The organism is bacterium, assembly GCA_030693425.1.
Lineage (GTDB): Bacteria > Patescibacteriota > Minisyncoccia > Minisyncoccales > GWA2-46-15 > GWA2-46-15.
Genome location: JAUYAM010000001.1, coordinates 45,779 through 63,746, shown reverse-complemented (window position 1 = coordinate 63,746; position 17,968 = coordinate 45,779). Strand labels below are relative to the sequence as shown.

Sequence of the window (17,968 nt, the reverse complement as noted above, 5' to 3'; positions counted from 1 at the left end):
AGAATTTAAAAACATGAAAGCAAACACTTTTGTTTATCCTTTCGTACCGTTCGTTAATCTCGCAGATAAAAATATCCACAATAATCTTATTAGCAAAAAAGGGATCGATTTATCCGAATTGAAAAGACTGATCGAAATATTGCCCATGCCCAACCCGCAGATTAATGGCGAAACGATTGCCGAGAAAATTCTCTCCATATTCCAAGACGAGAATTATCGTTTTGGGCCGAGAGAATATATCCAAGAGAATAAGGATTTTTGGGTCTCTAAACTTAATTATTTCATTAATCATGGTCTGCTTATCCAGCTGACAATTTTAGGGTTTCCTTTTAAAGTGCCAGTCCCCCTGAAAACCAGCAGGACTTTTCCTGATATGGGAGAAGTTTTGTCTCTGTTGAGATTGAGTGAGATTGCTGATAATATCCAAAAAGTTTACCCTCCCGGCGCAGTTATTACGATTTTTACCGAGGGGGTCTTCGGAAGATTTAGCGGCGTTCCGGAAGAAGATTGGATTGCTTATCGAGAATTCCTGGAAAAGCTAAATGAGTTGTTAGGACTAAACTCTGTTTTAAAGATTATCGATTTATCGGAGATGGAAAAAATCGTGCCGGATTTCCAAGGGCATTATCAGAAGAGAGTAGCTGAATTCAAAGAGCTTTATCAAAAACAAGATCCCGATTTCTTAGCTAAATATCGAGGAACCTACGAATCGGTTTTGAGAATCGTTTCAACAAAGATGTATGACGAAAGTTTATTAATGGATGTTTACAATGAAAATTTGAAAGACGAAGAAATTACTGCCGAGGCTCGTAAGGTCCGTGAAGACATCAAGAAAAGAACGCATGAGTCTATTTTTCAATACCACGCTTATCTTAAGACGCGTGACGACATTGATTATCTGGAAAAAGTTGTGCCACACGGTCTGCCTTTAACTGTTTCTCCCAAAGCAAATCGTTTGGGCATTTTCCCCGTTAGTAGGATTTGTACCCGGTTGCCCTATCACGGAGTGCCCGTTTATTCTCCGAGGAAAAATCTTTTTTTGATAGAATACCTTATTGATATCAAACGCCGGCAGGAGAATTACACTCAGGTTTATTTTGACCAAGATCAAGATAATAAACCATTCTATTATATTGCCCTTGACAATAAGATTTAATTATGTTAATTTTCAACATATGAAACAGAAATCGCAAAAATTCTTTTACTTTAACTACTTCTATAGTCTTTTCCAGAGACTAGTTTTAGAGCGTTAAAGTAAGGGAATTTTTAAAAATCTTTTGACTCTCTACAACTGGTTTCGCGGAGACCAGTTTTTAGTTCTTTACTCTCCAAGAAAGGAGGTGCGGAATGAAAAACAGAAAGATTATCTTAATTGTTGTTCTTTCTGTCGTCGTTCTTGTCGCTACGATAATGATTGTTAGTCGTAGCGACAGTGGATCGATCCCGTGGTGGATAATAGTTCTTCCTCCACAACAGGGCTTCTAAAGAAAGGAGACGCCATGCGTCGATGGACTTTCCGCGGCCGGTGCACATTTTGGTTCATCGGTCAATCGGAGGATAGAATAATCTATCCTCCCCATTAAAGTTAAAGCTTAAGAATACCAATTTATATGACACAAAAATTTAGCAAATTTAATATTCAGGACGCCGTTCAAGGCAATGCCTATTATTACTATTATCCTCTTATTTTGCCAGAGGTTAGTTTCGGCGCGTTGAGGTAATATAATAGTAATCCATTTAAAAACCTTGACTTTCTAAAACTGGTCTCTCGGCGGGCCAGTTTTTGTTTTAGCCGAGACCGACAGTTCTTTGACAAGAAAGGAGGTAGCTATGGTTCGTTGGTCTTTCCGCGGCCGCTGTACTTTCCGTTACGGGCCGTGGGCGTCGTAGAAGGAGGCGACGGAGCGTACGCCGTCGCCTCACCCTTTTATCTTTTGCCGATCATAAAAGGAGATTTGAGATGATCCCATATGGCTTGTCTGCTATCGCTTGCGACCCTTGCGTTTTGACGGGGACAGGATCAGTCGTCGCGTTCGTTCTATTGGTCGCGGCCATGATCGTGGCTTTCTGTTTAATTGCCCGCGATAACTCAAAACAATGAGAGGAGATTGTCATGACCACCAAAGATGTTAGCGAGATTGATTGGAGTAAGGTTATTGGGGAGATGAGAGATCAGGCGCAAGATCTTTACGAAAGGATGAAGGAAACCAAAGACCGTCAGCATGCGGTGAAATATTGGGACGAGGCCAAGGCGCTCGAGCTGGCAGCCGAGAAGTTGGCCGAAACACACCTTCATCATGGCGGAGGAGGTTATTAGTCAAAAATAGCACAAAGCGCCTTGGGAAGAACCCGAGGCGCTTTTGTTTTTTTAAACTCAAATCAATGGGTATTTAAATCAGATACTTGAGTACCTTAATTTTACTAAATTCGGGTACCGCATCGGACAAGAGAATTGTTTCAGAGACGGCAAAATTAGGTTAAAATGGGATTATGATAATAGATACCCATTGCCATTTGAATTTCAACGCTTTTAAAGATGACGTTGACAAAGTTATTCAACGGTCTTTAGCTAATGAGGTTTGGATGATTAATGTCGGCTCGCAGCTGGAAACGAGCGAAAAAGCAATTGAGCTAACAGAAAAATATCCCCAAGGCGTTTTTGCCGCCATTGGCTTGCATCCGATTCACGTCCTCGGAACAGCGGATTTAATTAAAAACAAGCTTGATCCGGAAGAAGCAGCGGCGCAAGAAACGGTCAAGGGCTTTGATATTGAGGATTACCGGAAACTCGCCGCCAGCTCAAAAAAAGTTGTGGCCATTGGCGAAATCGGCCTGGATTATTATTGGAAGCCGAAAAGTAAAACAAAATTAGAAATATTCAAAAATCTTCAGAAACAGGGCTTGTCGTCGCAGATGGATTTGGCAAAGGAATTGAATTTACCAACTATTTTTCATTGTCGCTCCGCTCATGACGATCTTATAGAAATACTAAATACTAGATACAAAATACAAGATACTAAGTTGCGAGGAGTAATGCACTGTTTTACTGGCACAGTAGAGCAAATGCGGCAATATTTAGCCCTGGGATTGTCTTTGGGTTTTAACGGAATCATTTTTAAGCAGATCGCGGGGATAAACTGGCAAGAAATTATCAAGGCCGCGCCTTTAGATAGAATTTTGGTAGAAACCGACGCGCCTTATCTTATTCCACCAAATTCCAGCGTAGTTCAGCGGGAGGGTCAGTGTGGTTCAGCGAATCTCCGGAACGAACCGTTGTTCGTGAAGCAGGTTGTTCGGGAAATTGCGAAAATCAAAAAATTAAGCTATCAAGAAATAGAAGAACAGACAACAAAGAACGCTCGCGAATTATTTTCTATCTAGCGGAGAACTGTTCTCCGCTGATCTAAACTATGCTTTACGAACCGCAAAAAATTGAGAAAAAGTGGCAGGATAAGTGGGAAAAAGAAAAGCTGTATCAAGCAGCTGATTTTGACAAGAAACCCAAGTTTTTTGCTCTGATTGAGTTTCCTTATCCGTCGGGCGCCGGGTTTCATGTCGGGAATGCAAGGTCTTGGTTAGCCATGGATGCTTATTCTCGTAAAAAGCGGATGCAAGGATATAATGTTTTGTTTCCGATTGGCTGGGACGCTTTTGGCTTGCCGGCAGAAAATTACGCTCTCAAAAACAAACTTCACCCTTCTATAACCACGGCTCAGAATATTGCCACATTTAAGAGGCAGATTAAATCATTAGGCCTTTCTTTTGACTGGTCGCGGGAAATCAATACTACCGACCCTAAATATTATAAGTGGACCCAGTGGATCTTTCTTAAACTTTTGGGAAAAGGTCTGGCTTATCGGGCGGAAACTTCGGTTAATTGGTGCCCTTCTTGCAAAACCACTTTGGCTGACGAAGAGGTTTTAGCCGACGGCAGCCATGAAAGATGCGACAATCCCACTGAAAAAAGGCAGCAGGAGCAATGGATTTTGCGCATTACCAAATATGCCCAACGGCTTTTGGACGATTTAAATTTGGTTGATTTTTCGCCAAAGATTGCAGTTCAACAGGAAAATTGGATTGGCAAGTCAGAGGGCGTGGTAATTGAGTATCCCGTTGTGGGCATTGGTAAAGCCATTTCTTGTTACAGCACTAGGCCGGACACTAATTTTGGCGCTACCTTTGTCGTTGTCGCTCCGGAGCATCCTTTAATTCCGGTTTTGATAACCCCGGATAATAAAAAAGCGATTGAAGATTATATTCAGCAGACAAAGAAAAAATCGGAAGTTGAAAGAATTGATCTTGAAAAAGAAAAAACAGGAGTTTTTACCGGGAGTTACGCCTTGAATCGTCTTAACAACAGGAAAATGCCGATTTGGGTGGCTGATTTTGCGATTCTATCTGCGGGTACAGGCATGGTTGTTGGTGTGCCAGCTCATGACAAGCGTGACTGGCAGTTCGCTAAAAAATACGATTTAGAGATTGTGCCGGTAGTAAAGCCGGAAAATGACAAACAATGGGACTTTTCCAAAGAGCCATTTGTTGGTATTGATAAGGCAAAAATTTTTAATTCGGAATTTCTGAATGGCTTGCCAGCCCTTGAGGCAAAAGAAAAAATTATAAATCATCTAGTGGAAAAAGGTTGGGGCAAGAAATCGATTAATTATCATCTGCGAGATTGGATTTTTTCCAGGCAGCACTACTGGGGAGAACCCATTCCAGTCATTTACTGCCGTAAATGCCTGGAAAATGAAAAATTAAAAATAAAAAATAAAAAATTACTAACGACCGTTGAAAACGGAATTGAATATGCGATAATCCCGGTGCCGGAAAAGGATTTACCCGTGGAATTGCCTTACGTGGAAAAGTACGAACCGTCAGGCACGGGCGAATCGCCTTTGGCCAACATTAAAGAATGGGTTGAAACAACTTGTCCAAACTGCGGCGGGCCAGGCCGTCGGGAAACAGACACTATGCCTAACTGGGCCGGGTCAAACTGGTACTACCTCGGCTATTTGCTAATAAATAACCTCGGAAATAAAAAATCAAAAATCAAAGATAAAAATTCTAACGCGTCGGGTGAGACGAACATTTTTGAAGAATACAAAGAGCAGATTAAATACTGGATGCCGGTTGATATTTATCAGGGCGGATTTGAGCATACGACTCTACACCTGCTGTATTCCAGGTTCATCTATAAGTTCCTATATGATATTGGCGTCGTTAACGGTCCCGAGCCCTATGCTAAAAGAAGGTCCCACGGCATTGTTTTAGGGCCGGACAATCGAAAAATGTCAAAGTCTTTTGGCAATGTGGTCAACCCGGATGAGATCGTGGCTAAATACGGCGCCGACACCTTGCGGCTTTACGAAATGTTTATGGGGCCTTTTGATCAGGCCATTGCTTGGTCAGAACAGAGCCTGCAGGGCTGTTTTAGGTTTTTGAACCGGGCTTGGAGATTGTTTCAGGAAAAGGTAAAAGAGGAAAAGACTCCCGACGATATCTTAAGAAAACTGCACCAGACAATTAAAAAAGTCGGTGAAGATATAGAGAATCTGAAATTCAACACCATGGTCGCCTGCTTGATGGAATTTATCAACGAGTGGCAGCAAAGTTATTTATCAAAACAGGACGCGGCTCTATTCGCCGAGATTCTGGCGCCTTCGGCCCCGCATTTTAGCGAAGAAGTTTGGTGTGAAATTTTAGGGAATAAGTTTTCCGTACACCAAGAAAAATGGCCCGAATACGATAGAAATCTGATTACCGAAGAAACAACAACTATTATCATTCAGGTGTCGGGAAGGGTGAGGGGGGAAATTAAAGTAGCAACCCTGAAGCATCCGCCAGCTGGCGGAGCTACGGGGCAAGAGCGTAAAGTGCAAAGTGAGGTTGAAGAGTTGGCAAAAAAGGAGCCACGAGTCGCAAAATATCTTAAAGACCAACAAATAAAAAAGGTGATTTTCGTTCAGGGCAGGCTAATCAATTTTGTAATTTAATGATATGTCAATAAGAATTATTATTGAACCAATTAGTAAAGAAAAACTGAAAGAGTTTGCCAAAGAGCGATTTGGCGATTTAGTGAAGGCGGTGGTAGATATAAAACAGGAAATTGTCGCGATCGGCGGCGAATTGCACGCCGACGAAGAAGTTTTATTGGTTGAACAAAAGAGTTCTCAAGGGCAAAATCTCTGGGGAATCAATCTTTACCCAGACAAAGAAGGGAGTGATTTTGTTGAATTTGATTCGGTGATTAACTTAAAGCCAAGTTTCGGCAATCGTTCCCGAGGAGTAGAGGATGCAGCCGTCCGCGAAAAGATCGAGAGAATTATCCAAAAATTGATTATTTAAATGACGCAAGAATTTTTACATAAGGAATTGGCGTCTGGCAAATGGTTTGAGCTGTCTTTAGCCGGCCAACTGGCGAATATCGGTAGCGAGGTGAGCCGGGCGAAAAACTGGCAGGGAAGAGATGAAAAGATTTTCTGGGGAGCGGTGGAAAGAGCTCTTGAGCTTTTTGATTTAACTTTGAGAGACGCGAGGTGGCATGGCCGGCTTTGGGAAATTGCTCGAGTCAAGGAAGTTTTTTGCGACACAGTTTTGGGCGGCAGGGATTATAAGACCTCTTTTGAAGAATTGAACCATTATTTTAATTGTTTTCTTTTTGCTTCCCATAAATAAAGAAAGATCGTTTTCGTCCCCGGCCGGTTGATTAATTTCGTTGTTGAGTAAAACCTTCTTTAGGATATTTGATAAACCCACGATCGTAGGTTTATCGATAAATCTACGATCGTAGCCTTATTGATTTTTACACTTATTCTTTTATTCTTTTAATTTGGGCGCCGAGTTTTCGGAGCTTTTCTTCGATTTTCTCGTAGCCGCGGTCAGCTTGTTCGGCGCCGGAAACCAGGGTTTTGCCTTTGGCGATGAGCCCTGCCAAAATCAAAGTGACGGTAGACCTAATGTCCGTGCCGTCAACTTTGGTGCCAACCAGCTTAGCCGGCCCGAAAATCAAGGCCCGGTGGGGGTCAGTAATCTCAATATCTGCTCCCATTTTTCGCAATTCGTGAAGATGGGAAAACCGGTTTTCGTACAGAGGATCGTGAATTAAGGATTTGCCCGCTGTTTGGGTCAATAGTAGGCAGGTTTGCGGCTGCAGGTCTGTTGGAAAACCAGGGTGGGGCAGAACCTGGAGTTTTTTAACAGCTTTGAGTTTTGGCGATTTGGCAACAATGATATTTTGTCCCTGAATTCTAAAATTAACGCCAATTTCCCTCATTTTATCCAGAAAAAAGGTTAAGTCGCCGGGCCTGACGTTTTTGATTTTTCCCTGGCCGTTGGTTACGGCAAAGGCGATTAAAAAAGTGCCGGCTTCAATATAGTCAGGAGGGACTGTCCATTTGGCGCCAGCCAAAAGGCGTTTACTTCCTTCAATTTCAATCGTGTGCGTGCCTTGGCCCTTGATTTTCAAACCCATTTTTAAGAGAAAATCGCCCAGTTCTTTAACGTGGGGTTCGGTCGCGGCAATCTCAATTGTTGTTTTTCCTTTGGCTAGGGCAGCGGCCATGATCACGTTTTCCGTGGCAGTAACGCTAAACTCTTTTAGAACAATTTTCGCCCCTTTGAGGATTTTTGGTCTCTCAAAGCAGTAAAACTGGCCGGTGTTTTTTACTCTGGCGCCAAAGCCGGCCAGGCCTTCCAGATGGGTGGTAATGGGCCTGACTCCGATTTTGTCGCCGCCAGGATGAGGAATTTTAAAACGGGAAAATCTGCCTAAAAGCGGGCCGACGAGCAAAACCGACATTCTCGCTTTTTCAAAGAGTTCGGCCGGGATCTTTTCCGGATTAATGTTTTTGGCGCAGACAGAAACAGTGTTTTTTCCTTGCCATTTGACTTCAGCTCCCATGGCCTTGATAACCTCAATCAAGTTTAAAACGTCGCTGATTTTGGGCAAGTTGGAAATAGCGCATTTCTTGTCGGTTAAAAGCGCGGCCGCCAAAAGCGGGCCAGCCGCATTTTTTGATCCGGAGATTCTGACTTCGCCCATCAAAGCGGGGCTTTTTTTGACGATGAATTTTTCGGACATTTTACCTTGTTTCAAATTCAGTTTATGATATATTTGACAAAGTGTCCAATACTCTCTCGGGAGTTAACATTAACGATGTCAAAAATAAGAGAAAAGAAAATTGTGGTCATTGGTGGCGGCACCGGCACTTATGTTGTCTTGTTTGGGCTCAAAAAATATCCGGTTAAGCTTTCGGCCGTAGTTTCTATGTCAGACAGCGGAGGTAGTAATCGGATCTTGCGCGACGAGTTTGGCTTGCTGCCAACCAGCGATATCAGGCAGTGTCTAGTGGCTTTGGCTGCAAATAATAATGGTTCGGAGGCGTTGCTACGAAAATTGTTTATGTACCGCTTTTGCCGGGGCAAGGGCACGAAAGGCATGACTTTTGGCAATTTATTTATGGCAGCCCTGGCCGATATTCTCGGCTCCCAAGAGAAAGCTATTATCCAGACACAGAATATCTTAAAGATTAAAGGCGAGATTCTGCCGGTTACCTTGACTGATTCGCAACTAGTTGCTGTTTACGAGAATGGCCGAAAAGTGGCGGGCGAACACTATATCGACGAGCCAAGGCACAACGGCAAGATAAAAATCAAAAAAGCGTTCTTGTCGCCCACAGCCAAAGCCTATTTGCCGGCTATCAGAGCAATCAAGAAAGCTGATTTAATCGTGATTGGGCCGGGCGATCTTTATACCAGCATAATTTCTAATCTCTTGGTGAAAGGGATCACTGACGCCATTAGGAAGTCTCGGACCAAGAAAGTATTTGTGATGAATCTAATGACAAAATGCGGTCAGACATATGGTCTTTCCGCCAAAGACCATATTTTTGCTTTAGAAAAATATCTGGGAAAAAACTCTTTGGATTTTGTATTGATTAACTCAAAGCCAATGCCGCCTGGGATTTTAAAAAAGTATCAAGCGGAGCGGGCTTTTCCTGTCGTTGACGACCTTAAAGATTCACAACCTAAAGTTATCAGAAAAGATTTTCTGGGGCGACAAGTAATATCAAGAGTGGCTGAGGATGTTTTATGGCGCAGCCTGATCCGTCACGATTCCCATAAGTTAGCTAAAGCTATTATCAATCTTTTATAAAGAATGTTTGGCATGGAGAAAATTGAGAAATTATCAAAGTTCATACTTAAGCTAGCTCCGGAAGTGTCTCGGAAAATAAAGAACAGTTGCCGGAACATAAAGAAAGTTTATAGACATAAATATCAGGACAGGACAATTTCTCTCGATCATCAGATCGGCTCTTACTGGGCAAGAAAGATATTAAAGGAGTTTGATAGTGTCAGAATTGATTCTGAGGAGAGCGAGGATTGTTCTGGCAAGGGAGAAATTATTGTCAGGATAGACCCGGTTGACGGTTCAAAACACGTCCTTTGCGGTATTGATTTGGTAGCGAGCGCTATATCCGTGACGTACAAGGGAGAAGTGGTTTTCGGCTTAGTTATTAATCCCTTCTCAGGAAAATTCTATTGGGCGTACAAAAACCGTGGTGCTTTTTTGAACGGAAAGAGAATAAAAGTAAGCCACGAGGGGATAGAAACGAGCTTTGTTATGCGCGAAGATCCGACGTCCAAACTTTTCCGCGACGATGCCGGCGAATTCCGTAAGTGCCTTAGAATCTCAGAAGCGATAATGAAGAACAGCTTTCGTTCACGCAACATTGGCCTTGGCAGTTTGAGCCCTTGCTGGGTCGCCGAGGGCGCTGCCTCCGCCTACCTAGGACTATCCGGGACGACAAAGCTTTATGATATTGAGGCGGCCATGTTGATCGCTGAAGAGGCCGGCGCCAGAGCCTGTGACCTTGATGGAAACCTAATAACGAGCGGGTCTTTGGCTCAGCTTTCGGGAAAAGGCGGGTCTAAAAAACATTTAAATATAGGCATTGTTATCGCGAATCCGAAGGCTTTCGGTCAAATAAATAAAATATTGCGTCGCAGCTGTAAGTTCTAAAACCATGCAAGCAGTAATTTTAGCAGCCGGAGAATCTTCAAGATTTTGGCCGTTGAATTACCAACACAAGTCTTTGCTGAAAATCATGGGCCGGCCTTTGATTTGCTATTTGCTCGACGAATTAAAAAAGGCGGGGATCAAAGAAATCGTGATTGTCCAAAGACCCGAAAGAGACATTGAAAAAGAATTGAAGAATTATTCTTATGAAATAGACTATGTTGTTCAGCCGGAGCCAAAAGGAATGGGGGATGCCCTCTGGCAGGCAAAGCCCATTTTAAAAGGGCCGTTTATTGTTTTGAACGCCGAGATTGTTAACTGCCAAAGCATAATTAAAGACCTTATCAGGCGTTACCAAAAAGGGGCCCCGAAGGCGATTATTGTGGGGCAGAAAACAAAAACCCCGCAATTGTTCGGAATGTTAAAATTGGAAGGTAAGAGAGTTCTTGGAATCGTTGAAAAACCTAAACCCGGGCGAGAACCTTCCAATATCAAGACCGTTGTCATTGATCTTTTGACGCCCGAATTTTTTCTGACTTATGAAAAAGTACCCAAGGAACAGTACGATTTTGAAAAAGCCCTTTCTGCGTATGCCAGGAAGGTTGAAACGGAGGTTTTGGTAGTCAAGGGCAAAGAAGAGGAAGGGCCGTCGTTTTTAAAATACCCCCATCAGCTTTTTGCAATAGAACGTTTTTTGCTTTCACGGTTTTTAGTTCCGAAAATATCCAAGACGACTAAAATTTCCCCTAAAGCCATTATCGAGGGCCAGGTTTTTATCGGCGAAAACACCACCGTCTTTGAGAACGCTGTCATCAAGGGCCCTTGCTATATCGGCGATAACTGCCTAATCGGCAGCCACTCTCTGGTTAGAGAAAACGTTAACTTGGAAAATAATGTTGTTATAGGCGCTTCTGCCGAGGTGACTAGATCTGTTTTTCAGGAGGGCAGCCCGACTCGTTCCGGCTTTTTTGGTTCAACCCACTCCGGCTATTTTGGCGATTCGATCATCGGGTCGAACTGTCATTTCGGCTCAGGCGTAATTACCGCCAACTTTAGATTGGACGAAAAGAATATTTTGATTACTGTAAAAAACCGGAAAATCGATACCGGTTCGCCGCGCTTAGGAGTGATCGTCGGCAGGAATTCTTACTTTGGCCTTCATTCAAGCACAATGCCAGGAGTTTTTATAGGATCTGACTGCATCATTGGACCGGGAACGATTGTTTTTAAAAATGTGCCCGATAACAGCAAAGTGATTACCAAATTTCAGACACAGATTTTAAAATCCAAAAAAACATAGTTTTGTGAAGATTATTAAACTCAAAAACAAAAAGATAGCGATTAAAAAAGCCATTGCCGTTTTAAAAAACGGCGGTTTAGTTATCTATCCGACAGAAACCTGTTATGGCATCGCCGCTGACGCGACTAATATAGAAGCGGTTAAAAAGATTCTAGAATTCAAGGGCAGCCGGGGAGGAAAGCCGATTTCTGTTGCCGTTGCCGACAGAAAAATGGCACAAATGTATGTGGAGATTAACGACACGGCAGAAAACCTTTATCGGCAGTTTTTGCCCGGTCCCCTGACCGTGGTTTCAAAGAGCCGGGGCAAAGCCGCCAGAATTTTGGAAGCAGGGCGCGGCACTCTGGGCGTCAGGATTCCCGATTATCCCTTGGCTTTGGAAATTATCAAAGAATTTGGCAGACCGATAACTTCCACTTCAGCCAATACCTCGGGAAAGAAAACGCCTTATTGTCTGGCCGACGTTTTAAAATACACCACTAAAAAGCGCCTTGGTTTGGCAGATTTGTTTTTGGATGCGGGCCGCCTGCCCTATAATCCACCCTCAACCGTGGTTGATACGACTTTAAACGAGCTTAAAGTTTTACGCCAAGGGGAAATAAAGTTTAAGGCGACAGCGAGGAATACTTTTATATCAGGCTCTGAAGAAGAAACTAAAAAGATTGCCAGAACGATTTTTGAGAGGTACAAGAATCTATTAAAGAAAAAGCCGATTATTTTCGCCCTTCAGGGAGAGTTGGGCTCGGGCAAAACCCAATTTGCCAAAGGTCTTGGCCAGGCCTTAAAAATCAAAGACAATATTGTTTCCCCAACCTTTACCATCATCCGTGAATACCCCATAAAAAGTGGGAGGTCGGACCTCCCACAATTTTTCCATATTGATACCTGGCGTTTGGAAAGAGGTGAAGAACTATTAGACTTGGGCTTGGAAAAAATGCTAAAACCAGGGAACGTGATAGCGATTGAGTGGCTGCAGAAAATCAAGCCGATTTTAAGAAAGGTTGAACGAGACAAAAGGATTAAATTAATATTGGTAGACATTAAAATGATTTCTGAAGATACGAGAAAAATTCTTTATAATGATTAAAGACAATATTAGATTAAATGGTTGGCAATCGTGGAGCAGTTGCGGTAAATTGCCCCGGATTAGAATACCCGTTAACAGGTATTCCCCGTTCGGAGAAAAAGAGGTCTCGGTTGATTCTTCCAAGGGGGGTTCCCTGAAGCCTCTGGCCACCGGATGGTGTTCCTGGTATGCTTTCGGCGTTGACATTGACGAGGAGAAAATTGTTTCCCAGGCAAAATGGATTGCCGAAAACCGGAAAGTTGCTCCCCTGGAATACGTTTTGGTTGACGATGGCTGGGCTCAATGGGGCGATTGGCTTTCGTCAGACAAAATCAAATTTCCCCGAGGAATGAAATTCGTTGCCCAAGAAATTAAAAACCTCGGCTTAAAACCTGGCCTGTGGATTGCTCCCTTTCTTGTTGATCCAAGATCGCTTTTGATCAAAGAGCATTCTAATTACCTGGTTAGAGATAGGCGTGGTCGGCTAGTTGACGGCAGGAAAGTTTTCAAGTTTGGCACTCCCTTCTTTGAAAGGTTTATTCTTGATATTAGAAACCCAGAAGCCAAAAGATATCTGGAAAGAGTATTTGAAGTTTTGATCAATGACTGGGGTTTCGAGATGTTAAAACTGGATTTTCTTTATGCTCAGCATTTTAACCCGGAATACGATGGTTCCCGAATACCAGACAGTTTGTTCGGAGAATTCCTAGCCAATATTAAAAACCTTTATCCGCAGGTTTATACTATTGCTTGCGGTTGCCCGTTGAAACCGGCTGTCGGCAAGGTTGATGCGATGAGAATAAGCGCTGACATTATCTTTCCCCAGCTTAGAAATGTTCCTTTTATCAATCATTGGTTGCATTCGCGGCAGCTTAGCCAATTGGAAGTTAATCTTGAATATAGATTTTCGACTCGAGTTTTTTGGAATCTTGACCCTGATGTTTTTGTCTGCGAGAAATCGACAGGCTTTACGAGAAAACAAGTTTATGAGCTTTTGAAACTGATTAAAAAAGCCCGAGGACTTAAGTTTTTAGGAGACGATTTAACCAATCTTTCCAAAGAACAAATAGACTCATTTATTATTCCATTATTTAAAGATTAACCATTTTGTGTCGTGAAAAAGAGTTTTACCATTTTAGCTATTGATACCAGTTGCGACGATACTTGCGTTGCCGTCACTTCAAACGATCGCGTTTTGTCTAATGTCATTGCCTCGCAAGTAGAGTTTCATAAACCCTACGGCGGGGTTTACCCCTCTTTGGCTAAAAGAAAACACCAGGAATTCATTGAACCAACTATCAACGAAGCTTTACGGAGAGCGGGTCTCCGATGGCTTGAAATTGACGCCTTGGCAGTGACGGTTGGTCCGGGGTTAGCGCCAGCTTTGGAAGTGGGAATTGCCAAGATAAAGGAGTTGGCCAAACAATATAGAAAGTCGATAATCGCCGTCAACCACATGGAAGGGCATTTGCTTTCTTCTTTCGCCCTCCCAAATTTTTCAAGGAAAAATTCAGGCGGGCAGGCCAAAAACTTAAAACGTAAAAGATTGCTTTCTATCGTGAGGCCGAAATTTCCCATTTTAGGCCTTTTGGTTTCCGGCGGCCACACTCAGTTGGTTTTGATGAAAGGTTTTGGCAAATACCGGCTTTTAGGAGAAACCTTAGATGACGCGGCTGGTGAGGCCTTTGATAAGGTGGCGAAAATGCTGGGGTTGGGATATCCTGGCGGGCCGATTATTTCTGAGTTAGCCAAAACCGGCAGGCCGATCTATGATTTACCCGTGCCCATGGCGGGTTCGGGCGACTTGAATTTCAGTTTTTCCGGATTAAAAACCGCTTGCCTGTATAAATTGCAGAAGCTGGGATTAACGGGGGACAGGCCCGCCTTCGCCCCGAGGGCTACGGCGGGTAAACAATTCTACTGCGATTTTGCCGTTTCCTTTGAAAAAACGGTGGTTGAGGCCCTGATAATAAAATTAGAAAAGGCGATTGAACAATACCGGCCAAAACAGGTTGTCTTGGGCGGGGGAGTGATCAATAATTTGCCCTTAAGAAAAGCGGCGAGGAAAGCGGCAGGGGAATACGGCTTAAAGGTTTTCCAGCCGTATCACAAGAATCTCTTCACCGACAACGCCGCCATGATCGGAGTCTGCGCTTTCTTCCAGGCAAAGCGAGGAGATTTCGCCAAAGATATCGATTCTCTGGATCGTCAGCCGAACTTAAATTTTTAAGGTATAATTAAAATATGACAAACAAACTCAGCAAAACCGATCCAGAAATTTCTAATTTGATTCTGGCCGAGGAAAAACGACAACAGGAGTCGTTGATAATGATTCCTTCGGAAAATTATACTTCCAAGGCTGTGCGTAAAGCTCTGGGTTCGGTTCTGACAGACAAATACAGCGAGGGTTATCCGGGCAAAAGGTATTATCAGGGAAACCAGTTTGTTGACGAGGTCGAAAAAATCGCGATTGAACGGGCGAAAAAACTTTTTGGAGTACCTTATGTTAACGTCCAACCTCATTCTGGCTGCGAAGGCAATCTAGCGATTTTGGGAGCGATTTGTGAGCCCGGGGATAAAATTTTATCCCAGCATCTATCCATGGGTGGGCATTTATCTATGGGCCAGAGCGCTTCAGTGACCTCAAAGTATTACCAAGCCCATTATTACGGCCTAACCAAGAAAGGAGACATCAACTGGTTGGAGCTGGAAGCTCAGGCGAAAAAGCATCGGCCGAAAATCATTTTCTGCGGCGGCACTGCTTTTACCAAGATTTTCAATTTTGCCAAGTTTGCCAAAATCGCAGATGATATCGGCGCCTATTTTGTCGCCGACATTTCTCATATCGCCGGTCTTATTGCCAGCAACGCTCATCCCTCGCCGAAAAACTGGGCTGACGTTATCATGACGACCACTCATAAAACTCTTCGCGGGCCGAGAGGGGCGATGGTTATGGTGACAAAAAGGGGATTAAAGAAAGACTCAGGCCTTTTAGCCAAAATTGATCAGGCGGTTTTCCCCGGCCTCCAGGGCGGGCCGCATAACAACAACATCGCCGCCCTGGCAGTCGCTCTCAAAGAAGCGGCCGCTCCTCAGTTTCGGAATTATGCCCGACAGATTGTTAAAAACAGCGGCATTTTAGCCGGGGAATTGACGAAATTCGGCTTTGTTCTAATTGGCGGCGGCAGCCAGAACCACATGGTCTGGATTGACCTGACAAATAAAGGGCTTGACGGCTGGACAGTTGCCTGGGCTTGTGAGGCAGCCGGCATTATTTGCAATCGTCAAACTATTCCTTTTGACAAAAGACCTCCTTATTATCCTTCTGGCTTGCGGCTGGGAACTCCAGCTTTAACTACGAGAGGCATGAAAGAAAAAGAAATGGCCTTGATTGCCGGCTGGTTGAATAATATTGTTGAGCACCTGCAAAGGATTAATCTGGAAGACATCGGCAGCAAGAATAAAGGAAAAGACCAGCAGGCTAGAAAAAACTTCAAAAAAGCTATTTTCGAAGACAAACACTTGCTGAATTTAAAAGCCGGGGTGAAAAAGCTTTGCCACAAGTTTCTGGTTAAAAGCATTTAAATGGCAAGAATTCTTGACGGGAAAAAGTTGAGCGAAAGGATTTTGCTGGCAGTCGCCCAAGAAATTAAAAACCGCAAATTGAAATTAAAATTAGCGGTTGTTTTTGTCGGCGAAGACAAAGTAGGCAAAACTTATCTAAGGAAAAAAAGAGAGGCCTGCGAAAAGGCAGGCATCGGTTTTCAAGCTCTCGGTTTTCCTGGAAATATCAGCAAGGCAGAGTTTAAAAAAGAAATTGAGAAGATTGTCCGCGACCGGGCTAATTCAGGAGTGGTTATCCAATTGCCTTTGCCGTTTGACCGTGCTACTACCCAATCATTTTTGAATTTGATACCGCCGGCAAAAGATCCAGATTGCTTGGGTGAAAAGCGTCTTGAGAAATTCAGCAAAGGGAGTAATCAGGTTTTGCCGCCGGTGGTTGCCGCTATTGCCAAATTCTTCAAAGAATACAAAATCAGGGCTAAAGGGAAAAACGCGGTTGTTGTCGGCCAAGGCCGCTTAGTTGGACTGCCGGTAAGTATCTGGCTAAAACAACAAGGAGCGAAGGTAGTTGTTTGCGACAGAAAGACAAAGAATATTGCCGGTAAGCTCAAAAAAGCAGATATTATCATTTCCGGCGCCGGCAGTCCGCGCCTGATCAAGGGTTCGATGGTAAAAAGGGGAGCTACGGTCGTTGACTGCGGCACGAGCGTTGAAAGCGGGAGAACCTGCGGCGACGTTGATTTTAAAAGCGTTTCCAAAAAAGCCGGCTTTATTTCGCCGGTTCCCGGAGGCGTCGGGCCTTTGGCCGTCGCCTGTCTTCTAGAAAACTTAGTTAAAATTAGCCAAATTCAACGGAATTAGAATTCTCCGTCAAAGAGAGAAAAATATCAGATTTCAATCTAATACAAAAAAGCTACGGTCGTAGCTTTTTTGTAATGGTGCCGGGAGAGGGAGTCGCCCAGTCATTCGACTGGGCGGGGAGTCGGATGACTCCCCGAACCCCGTATAAATCTTTTCATTCCCAAAGCTTACAGCTTCGCGTCATGATGGCGATTATACGGGGCAGGCCCACACGAGGGGTTACCTCACACGATTTTGAGTCGAGGGCAAAGATAATTTTTCTGGTTATTGACTTGACCCACGGGAATCTTGAGATTATTAAGTCCTTGTTTCGTATATTTACGCCTTTTTTCTTTAGAAATTATTGCCATCGCCCGAAGAGCTATTTTTCTTTTCCTTTCAAGGCAAGGAAGATTTTTTTTGTAATAAAGCCATTGGAGTAGTTTTATCGATTCTTTCTTGGCAAATTTTATTTCCCATATACTCGTAGTTTGATATGATCGGGACGGTTTTCTTTCCCAGACATGACCATTTAGTTTGGTCAATTTACTGATGTTTTCTTTTAGCCATTGAATATGGTTTTTGCTTGCAGAGATGAATCTCACCCATAAACGAGTATAGACGTATTTAGCGTTTTTAAAAGTATTCCACCTATCTTTATATGTCCAAACAGAACCATCTCCATCAAGATGTCCTCTTAAAAAGTCCCGAAAACATTCGTCAGGGATTTTTAATTCACCTATTGTATAAGTTTTAGCAGGAAACAGCCCGATTTTTAGAAGCCATTGATAAAATTGTACGTTGCCAAATTGTACTCTGTATGAAGGTTTTGTTGCCCAACCGTCATTTTTTGATCGAGCTATTTTATTCTTCAACCCCAGGCACTGTTTGAAGGTTTTAAGTAGTTGGATATCCGAAGACCTCATACTCATATCTCGTCCATCGCCACTCAAATTGCCGTCGGTGGTTAATAATCCGATCGCATAGGCTAATTTGGGTGTCCAAGAGAAATCTTTGTCTGGTAATTTATGGGCAGGCATATTTAGTGGGCAAGGTGGGAGTCGAACCCACATGGACTTGCGTCCACAGCTTTTTGAGAGCTGCGTGTAAACCATTCCACCACTTGCCCGTGATTTTATTGCCACTTTGCTTCAGTATTTTTTCCAGTCATCTTTCTTTT

The 17,968-nt window shown here is 43.4% G+C and carries 16 protein-coding genes and 1 tRNA gene; 14 read left to right on the top strand and 3 right to left on the bottom strand.

The window, feature by feature from the left end:
• Nucleotides 1–13 precede the first annotated feature (13 nt).
• From Q8N16_00290 to Q8N16_00265, 6 genes are all read left to right on the top strand, one after another.
• A complete protein-coding gene (locus Q8N16_00290; protein MDP3093189.1) occupies nucleotides 14–1,156 on the top strand; it encodes an L-tyrosine/L-tryptophan isonitrile synthase family protein in 1,143 nt (380 codons plus the stop codon).
• 957 nt (nucleotides 1,157–2,113) lie between these two features.
• Nucleotides 2,114–2,317 (top strand): hypothetical protein, encoded by a 204-nt coding sequence (locus Q8N16_00285; protein MDP3093188.1) that lies wholly within the window; start codon nucleotides 2,114–2,116, stop codon nucleotides 2,315–2,317.
• Nucleotides 2,318–2,490: 173 nt separating this feature from the next.
• Nucleotides 2,491–3,381 carry a TatD family hydrolase gene (locus Q8N16_00280; GenBank protein ID MDP3093187.1) on the top strand — a complete coding sequence of 297 codons (891 nt, stop codon included), beginning with the start codon at nucleotides 2,491–2,493 and terminating at the stop codon, nucleotides 3,379–3,381.
• Between the two features lie 29 nt (nucleotides 3,382–3,410).
• Nucleotides 3,411–5,993 carry a leucine--tRNA ligase gene (gene leuS / locus Q8N16_00275; GenBank protein ID MDP3093186.1) on the top strand — a complete coding sequence of 861 codons (2,583 nt, stop codon included), beginning with the start codon at nucleotides 3,411–3,413 and terminating at the stop codon, nucleotides 5,991–5,993.
• Between the two features lie 4 nt (nucleotides 5,994–5,997).
• Nucleotides 5,998–6,345 carry a DUF5674 family protein gene (locus Q8N16_00270; protein MDP3093185.1) on the top strand — a complete coding sequence of 116 codons (348 nt, stop codon included), beginning with the start codon at nucleotides 5,998–6,000 and terminating at the stop codon, nucleotides 6,343–6,345.
• Nucleotides 6,346–6,675 (top strand): hypothetical protein, encoded by a 330-nt coding sequence (locus tag Q8N16_00265; protein ID MDP3093184.1) that lies wholly within the window; start codon nucleotides 6,346–6,348, stop codon nucleotides 6,673–6,675.
• A gap of 133 nt (nucleotides 6,676–6,808) precedes the next feature.
• Here Q8N16_00265 and murA read toward each other — a convergent pair whose 3' ends face one another.
• On the bottom strand, nucleotides 6,809–8,080 hold the full coding sequence (murA, locus tag Q8N16_00260; protein ID MDP3093183.1) for a UDP-N-acetylglucosamine 1-carboxyvinyltransferase: 1,272 nt from the start codon (nucleotides 8,078–8,080) through the stop codon (nucleotides 6,809–6,811).
• 75 nt (nucleotides 8,081–8,155) lie between these two features.
• On the opposite strand from murA, the gene Q8N16_00255 reads away from it, so the two are divergent.
• From Q8N16_00255 to Q8N16_00220, 8 genes are read left to right on the top strand one after another with little or no spacing between them, the layout of a single operon-like run.
• The gene (locus Q8N16_00255) at nucleotides 8,156–9,154 is read left to right on the top strand and encodes a YvcK family protein (protein MDP3093182.1); all 999 of its coding nucleotides are present in this window, start codon (nucleotides 8,156–8,158) and stop codon (nucleotides 9,152–9,154) included.
• A gap of 12 nt (nucleotides 9,155–9,166) precedes the next feature.
• Complete coding sequence (locus Q8N16_00250; protein ID MDP3093181.1) at nucleotides 9,167–10,021, top strand: inositol monophosphatase family protein; 855 nt, start codon at nucleotides 9,167–9,169, stop codon at nucleotides 10,019–10,021.
• Nucleotides 10,022–10,025: 4 nt separating this feature from the next.
• Nucleotides 10,026–11,318: a sugar phosphate nucleotidyltransferase gene (locus Q8N16_00245; GenBank protein MDP3093180.1), complete on the top strand. Its 1,293-nt coding sequence runs from the start codon at nucleotides 10,026–10,028 to the stop codon at nucleotides 11,316–11,318.
• Between the two features lie 4 nt (nucleotides 11,319–11,322).
• Nucleotides 11,323–12,405 carry an L-threonylcarbamoyladenylate synthase gene (locus Q8N16_00240; protein ID MDP3093179.1) on the top strand — a complete coding sequence of 361 codons (1,083 nt, stop codon included), beginning with the start codon at nucleotides 11,323–11,325 and terminating at the stop codon, nucleotides 12,403–12,405.
• Complete coding sequence (locus Q8N16_00235; GenBank protein ID MDP3093178.1) at nucleotides 12,398–13,486, top strand: alpha-galactosidase; 1,089 nt, start codon at nucleotides 12,398–12,400, stop codon at nucleotides 13,484–13,486. Before Q8N16_00240 ends, Q8N16_00235 begins: the two co-directional genes overlap by 8 nt.
• A 12-nt stretch (nucleotides 13,487–13,498) precedes the next feature.
• Nucleotides 13,499–14,614: a tRNA (adenosine(37)-N6)-threonylcarbamoyltransferase complex transferase subunit TsaD gene (gene tsaD / locus Q8N16_00230; GenBank protein MDP3093177.1), complete on the top strand. Its 1,116-nt coding sequence runs from the start codon at nucleotides 13,499–13,501 to the stop codon at nucleotides 14,612–14,614.
• Nucleotides 14,615–14,628: 14 nt separating this feature from the next.
• On the top strand, nucleotides 14,629–15,969 hold the full coding sequence (glyA, locus tag Q8N16_00225) for a serine hydroxymethyltransferase (protein MDP3093176.1): 1,341 nt from the start codon (nucleotides 14,629–14,631) through the stop codon (nucleotides 15,967–15,969).
• Nucleotides 15,970–16,809, top strand: a complete 840-nt coding sequence (locus Q8N16_00220) for a bifunctional 5,10-methylenetetrahydrofolate dehydrogenase/5,10-methenyltetrahydrofolate cyclohydrolase (protein MDP3093175.1) — start codon at nucleotides 15,970–15,972, stop codon at nucleotides 16,807–16,809.
• Nucleotides 16,810–17,033: 224 nt separating this feature from the next.
• Here the strand turns inward: Q8N16_00220 and Q8N16_00215 are convergent, their stop codons facing one another.
• Together Q8N16_00215 and Q8N16_00210 are read right to left on the bottom strand one after the other, a co-directional pair.
• Nucleotides 17,034–17,828, bottom strand: a complete 795-nt coding sequence (locus Q8N16_00215) for a hypothetical protein (GenBank protein MDP3093174.1) — start codon at nucleotides 17,826–17,828, stop codon at nucleotides 17,034–17,036.
• A gap of 6 nt (nucleotides 17,829–17,834) precedes the next feature.
• Nucleotides 17,835–17,917 (bottom strand) — tRNA-Leu (locus Q8N16_00210).
• Nucleotides 17,918–17,968 lie beyond the last annotated feature (51 nt).